This is a genomic window from Sulfitobacter sp. HI0129 (genome assembly GCF_001635395.1).
Classification (GTDB): domain Bacteria; phylum Pseudomonadota; class Alphaproteobacteria; order Rhodobacterales; family Rhodobacteraceae; genus Sulfitobacter.
The window spans coordinates 1-914 of the sequence record NZ_LWGH01000892.1; the positions used below are offsets into that span (position 1 = coordinate 1).

Consider the following 914-nt stretch of genomic DNA (forward strand, 5'->3'; position numbering starts at 1 on the left):
CGTCAGCTACGATCCGGAAGCGGGCTTTCAGTCCGCGCGCCGATTCGGCTATGTCCGCGACAACTTCACCTCGCAGTCGGTCATGGAAACCCTCCCGGGGGAGCTTGCCATCGGCCATGTCCGCTATTCCACCAGCGGCGCGAAGGGGCAGACCGCGATCCGCGACGTGCAGCCCTTTTTCGGTGAATTCGCCATGGGGGGTGCGGCCATCGCCCACAATGGCAATATCACCAATGCCAATGCGTTGCGCCGGGAGCTGATCGAACACGGCAGCATCTTCCAAAGCTCGTCGGACAGCGAATGTATCATCCACCTCATGGCGCGCTCCCTTCAGCGCAATATCCCCGAGCGCATGGAAGACGCCCTGCGCCGGGTGGAAGGGGCGTTTTCGGTCGTGGCCATGACGCGCACCAAGCTGATCGGCGTACGCGATCCCCTCGGCGTCAGGCCGCTGGTGCTGGGGCGGGTCGGCGACGGCTGGGCGCTGTCGTCCGAGACCTGCGCGCTCGACATCATCGGGGCGGAATTCGTGCGCGAAATCGATCCCGGCGAAATGGTGGTGATCACACCCGAAGGCGTCGAATCACATTTCCCCTTCCGGCGCATGGCATCGCGGTTCTGCATCTTCGAACATGTCTATTTCAGCCGCCCCGATTCCATCCTCGGGGGGCGCAGCGTCTATGAAACCCGCGAGGCGATTGGCCGCGAACTGGCCAAGGAAAGCCCGGTGGAGGCGGACCTCGTCTGTCCCGTGCCGGACAGCGGCACGCCGGCGGCCATCGGCTACAGCCTGCAAAGCGGCATCCCCTATGCCATGGGGATCATCCGCAACCAGTACATGGGCCGGACCTTCATCGAACCGACCGAACAGATCCGGAATATGGGCGTGCGGCTGAAGCTGAACGTCAACCGCG

At 63.9% G+C, this 914-nt stretch carries 1 protein-coding gene; it reads left to right on the forward strand.

What is annotated here, in order from left to right; translation table 11 throughout:
• The coding region (locus A3764_RS20710; protein ID WP_269085035.1) for an amidophosphoribosyltransferase at window positions 1-914 on the forward strand (914 nt) is incomplete at both ends.